The following is a 4,782-nucleotide window of genomic DNA, read 5'->3' as shown; positions in this document are numbered from 1 at the left end:
GTCCGCGAGAATATCAGTTTCTCCGTTCTTATCAGTGACGACATGAAAGAAGCGGATATACTGAAACTTCAGAAGAAGCTGAATCAGGAACCTTTCGTGAAACAATCCGAATATATCTCTAAAAAACAAGCACTGAAAGAACAGACGGAAGCAATGGGAACCGATCCGGAAGAATTCTTGGGCTATAACCCTTTTACCGCTTCCATTGAAATCAAACTCCATTCCGACTATGCAAACTCCGACAGCATTGCGAAGATAGAGAAAATGATTAAAAAGAACACCAACATACAAGATGTGCTCTATCGAAAGGAGTTAATTGACGCCGTGAATGATAACATACGAAATATCAGTCTGGTACTGCTTGCCTTGGCGGTAGTGCTTACTTTTATCTCTTTTGCCTTGATAAACAATACCATAAGACTGGCTATTTACTCCAAACGCTTCCTCATTCACACCATGAAGCTGGTAGGAGCAAGCTGGGGATTCATCCGGGGGCCATTCCTTCGAAAGAATGTATGGAGCGGGATATTGGCAGCCATCGTTGCCGATTCCATATTGATGGGGACCGCTTATTGGGCCGTGACGTACGAACAGGAATTGCTTCAGGTCATCACGCCTGAAGTCATGTTGATAGTCTGTGCAAGCGTATTGGCGTTTGGAATTGTAATAACGTGGCTATGCGCCTATTTCTCCATGAATAAATACTTGAGAATGAAAGCAAACAGCCTGTACTATATTTAGCGGATGGCGAATGGCTGACGGCAAACCTGTGTTTGCGTGTGATTAGCATCCGTAACAACCGACTGATAGATTAAGGGAATGATTGAAATTAGTAATTTGTAATTAAATAAACTATGTCTGACAAGCAGAAATTTGCCTTTGATAAAGTGAACTTTATCTTGCTCGCGATAGGGATGGCGATTGTTATTATCGGCTTTCTATTGATGACGGGACCTACATCGTCCGAAACCTCTTTTGAACCCGATATTTTCAGTGTACGCAGAATCAAGGTAGCGCCAGTCGTTTGCCTGTTTGGTTTCTTGTCTATGATTTACGCTGTATTACGCAAACCTAAAACACAAAAAACAGAAGAATAAAGATGGGGGATTTAACGACATTTGAGACGATTATTATTGCTATTGTAGAGGGATTGACAGAGTTTCTTCCGGTTTCTTCTACGGGACACATGATTATTACGCAAAACATTTTAGGAGTAGAAAGTACTGAATTTGTAAAAGCGTTTACTGTTATTATCCAGTTTGGCGCGATTCTTTCAGTGGTTTGTCTTTATTGGAAGCGTTTTTTCCGGTTGAACCATACGCCGGCTCCTGCGGGAGCTTCCGCTTTGAAGTGTTTTCTGCATAAATTCGATTTCTACTGGAAATTACTGGTTGCTTTTATTCCTGCTGCCATTTTGGGATTCCTGTTCAGCGATAAGATAGACGAGATGCTGGAGAGTGTAGCGATAGTGGCAGTGATGTTGGTGATTGGTGGTATATTCATGCTGTTCTGCGATAAGATTTTTTCGAAAGGAAGCGAAGATACGGTGCTGACAGAAAGAAAGGCATTCAATATCGGTTTGTTTCAGTGCATTGCCATGATACCGGGGGTATCCCGTTCGATGGCTACCATTGTCGGAGGTATGGCCCAGAAGCTGACTCGCAAGGATGCTGCCGAGTTTTCATTCTTCCTTGCCGTGCCAACCATGTTTGCGGCAACCGGTTACAAGGTGTTGAAACTCTTCCTGGATGGTGGTACGGAGATTCTTGTTAACAATATGCCGGCACTTATTATAGGTAATGTAGTAGCTTTTATCGTCGCTTTGCTGGCTATCAAGTTCTTTATTAGCTTTGTTACGAAATATGGCTTTAAGGCGTTTGGCTGGTATAGAATTATTGTTGGCGGGACCATTCTGGTAATGCTGCTGCTTGGATACAACTTAGAAATTGGCTGATGAATTTTAAAAAGGGAGAAGTACTGTTTTTCAATAAACCTTTCGGATGGACTTCATTTAAAGTAGTAGGGCACGCCCGCTATCATATTTGCCGTCGGATCGGAGTGAAAAAACTAAAAGTCGGGCATGCCGGAACACTGGACCCTCTTGCAACAGGGGTGATGATTGTATGTACAGGCAAGGCAACCAAACGAATAGAAGAGTTTCAATATCATACGAAGGAGTACGTAGCAACGTTGCGCTTGGGCGCTACTACCCCGTCATACGATTTGGAACATGAAATAGATGCCACCTACCCTACCGAGCATATCACAAGGGAACTGGTGGAAGAAGTGCTGACGCACTTTATCGGTGCCATCGATCAGGTCCCCCCTGCCTTCTCTGCCTGTATGGTAGACGGCAAGCGTGCTTATGAACTGGCCCGGAAAGGAGAAGAAGTCGAACTAAAAGCAAAACAGCTTGTTATCGACGAGATTGAATTGCTGGAATGTCGCCTGGATGATCCGGAACCGATGATTCAAATCCGTGTCGTATGCAGCAAAGGGACTTATATCCGTGCCCTGGCCCGCGACATCGGCGAAGCACTCCATAGCGGAGCCCATCTGACAGGATTGATCCGCACCCGTGTAGGTGACGTCCGGTTGGAAGACTGCCTGAACCCCGAACACTTTAAAGAGTGGATTGACGGACAGGAAATAGAAAATGATGAAGAAAATAATTAACGTAATAAGGAATAGATATGAAATTATCACAATTCAAATTTAAGTTACCCGAGGATAAGATCGCTCTACATCCTATGAAATATAGGGATGAGTCTCGTTTGATGGTATTGCATCGTAATACAGGTAAGATTGAGCACAAGATGTTCAAAGATGTGTTGGACTACTTTGATGATAAGGATGTGTTTATATTCAACGATACGAAGGTGTTTCCTGCCCGCTTGTACGGTAACAAGGAGAAGACAGGTGCTCGTATCGAGGTATTCTTGTTGCGTGAGTTGAATGAAGAACTTCGTTTGTGGGACGTATTGGTTGATCCGGCACGTAAGATACGTATCGGTAACAAGCTATATTTCGGTCCGGACGATTCAATGGTGGCTGAAGTGATTGATAACACCACTTCTCGCGGACGTACGCTCCGTTTCCTTTACGACGGACCTCATGACGAGTTCAAAAAGGCACTGTATTCTCTGGGTGAAACTCCACTCCCCCACTCTATTATCAACCGTCCCGTAGAACCGGAAGATGCTGAACGCTTCCAGTCTATTTTTGCAAAGAACGAGGGTGCGGTGACTGCTCCGACTGCTAGTTTGCACTTCAGCCGTGAGTTGATGAAACGTTTGGAAATCAAAGGTATAGACTTTGCATATATCACTCTGCACGCTGGTTTGGGTAACTTCCGCGACATCGACGTAGAGGACTTGACGAAGCATAAGATGGATTCCGAACAAATGTTTGTAAACGAAATGGCGGTGAAAACCGTGAATCGTGCCAAAGATAACGGTAGAAATGTATGTGCGGTAGGTACGACAGTGATGCGTGCTATTGAAAGCGCAGTCAGCACTGACGGACATCTCAAGGAATTTGAAGGATGGACGAACAAGTTTATCTTCCCTCCGTATGAATTTACCGTAGCCAATTCAATGATTTCCAATTTCCACATGCCGCTTTCTACCTTACTGATGATTGTAGCTGCTTTTGGTGGTTATGACCAGGTGATGGATGCTTATCATGTAGCATTGAAAGAAGGTTACCGTTTCGGCACGTATGGAGATGCAATGCTGATTTTGGACAAATAATGGCAAAAGTTTATCTGGGACTCGGCACTAACCTTGGGGATAAAGAACAAAATCTTCGGGATGCCGTGCAAAAAATAGAAGAGCAGGTAGGGAAAATCGTTTCCCTGTCTGCTTTTTACATAACTGCCCCTTGGGGATTTTCTTCCGATAACAGTTTCCTGAATGCAGCGGTTTGTGTAGATACCGAATTGGCTCCCATAGACGTTTTACAGAGAACGCAGGCGATTGAACAGGAATTGGGACGTACGAAGAAATCCGTCAACGGCATATATAGCGACCGCCTGATTGATATTGACCTGTTGCTTTATGATGATCTGATACTTTCCACCACTTCTCCTTCAGGAGCAAAGTTGATCCTCCCCCATCCGTTGATGGCAGAACGTGACTTCGTCATGAAACCACTGGCGGAAATTGCTCCCGGATTAGTGCATCCGGTACTTGGAAAAACGATGAAGGAGCTTACTTCTTCTTTTTCTCCGCAATAAATACCGGTAAATAGGCAATGCATCCTATCAATACTGCATACAGCAAATGAATCTCCTGAAACGGCTTATCGATGAAATGGCAGACAATGGCATAGATGGCAATCGTGAAGCCTATATAAAGAGCCAGCACCAAAAGCGTTTTTAATTTCTTATTTAGAATCATTATAAATCTATTTATGTGTTAAATACGTGGCAAAGATACTCATTATCTCCGAAATCTCTTTATCTTTGCAACCGAAATGAAAGTGTGGACAGATTTGAGTAGCTTGCAACCACGGAAAAAAATGCTAAAACACGTCTTGTTGACGCCTTTTCGGCAATGCTTCCGCAGCTCTCTTCCTCCCCTCTTTATTTTCCCAATTTTAATTTTCAATTTATAATCTTTAATTTAAAAAGATGGGATACTTATTTACATCCGAATCGGTGTCGGAAGGACACCCCGACAAGGTAGCCGATCAAATATCGGACGCCGTGCTTGACAAACTGTTGGCTTACGACCCCAGTTCTAAAGTAGCTTGCGAAACACTAGTAACTACCGGACAGGT

General features: G+C 43.6%; 8 protein-coding genes. 7 read left to right on the top strand and 1 reads right to left on the bottom strand.

Annotated elements, in window-relative coordinates:
• The 6 genes from ACT8YW_RS21880 to folK form a co-directional block, all read left to right on the top strand.
• On the top strand, positions 1–741 hold a 741-nt coding region (locus ACT8YW_RS21880), incomplete at its 5' end, for a cell division protein FtsX (protein ID WP_444107130.1).
• A gap of 113 nt (positions 742–854) precedes the next feature.
• Entirely contained in the window at positions 855–1,097 is a 243-nt protein-coding gene (locus ACT8YW_RS21875) for a DUF3098 domain-containing protein (protein WP_004298881.1), read from the top strand.
• A 2-nt stretch (positions 1,098–1,099) separates the two neighbouring features.
• Positions 1,100–1,954 (top strand): undecaprenyl-diphosphate phosphatase, encoded by an 855-nt coding sequence (locus tag ACT8YW_RS21870; protein ID WP_004298884.1) that lies wholly within the window; start codon positions 1,100–1,102, stop codon positions 1,952–1,954.
• Positions 1,954–2,676, top strand: coding sequence for a tRNA pseudouridine(55) synthase TruB (truB, locus tag ACT8YW_RS21865; protein WP_444107129.1), 723 nt, complete (start codon positions 1,954–1,956; stop codon positions 2,674–2,676). Before ACT8YW_RS21870 ends, truB begins: the two co-directional genes overlap by 1 nt.
• Positions 2,677–2,693: 17 nt before the next feature.
• Positions 2,694–3,752, top strand: a complete 1,059-nt coding sequence (gene queA, locus ACT8YW_RS21860) for a tRNA preQ1(34) S-adenosylmethionine ribosyltransferase-isomerase QueA (protein ID WP_004302895.1) — start codon at positions 2,694–2,696, stop codon at positions 3,750–3,752.
• The gene (gene folK, locus ACT8YW_RS21855) at positions 3,752–4,237 is read left to right on the top strand and encodes a 2-amino-4-hydroxy-6-hydroxymethyldihydropteridine diphosphokinase (RefSeq protein WP_444107128.1); all 486 of its coding nucleotides are present in this window, start codon (positions 3,752–3,754) and stop codon (positions 4,235–4,237) included. Before queA ends, folK begins: the two co-directional genes overlap by 1 nt.
• Here the strand turns inward: folK and ACT8YW_RS21850 are convergent.
• Positions 4,212–4,400, bottom strand: a complete 189-nt coding sequence (locus ACT8YW_RS21850) for a hypothetical protein (RefSeq protein WP_004302899.1) — start codon at positions 4,398–4,400, stop codon at positions 4,212–4,214. The genes folK and ACT8YW_RS21850 overlap by 26 nt on opposite strands.
• A 233-nt stretch (positions 4,401–4,633) precedes the next feature.
• Between ACT8YW_RS21850 and ACT8YW_RS21845 the strand changes: the two genes are divergently transcribed.
• A partial coding sequence (locus ACT8YW_RS21845; RefSeq protein ID WP_444107131.1) for an S-adenosylmethionine synthetase N-terminal domain-containing protein occupies positions 4,634–4,782 on the top strand: 149 nt, incomplete at its 3' end.

It is taken from the genome of Bacteroides sp. (assembly GCF_052357945.1).
Lineage (GTDB): Bacteria > Bacteroidota > Bacteroidia > Bacteroidales > Bacteroidaceae > Bacteroides.
Note: the sequence above shows the minus strand (reverse complement) of the source record. Positions and strands in the feature narration are given on the sequence as shown.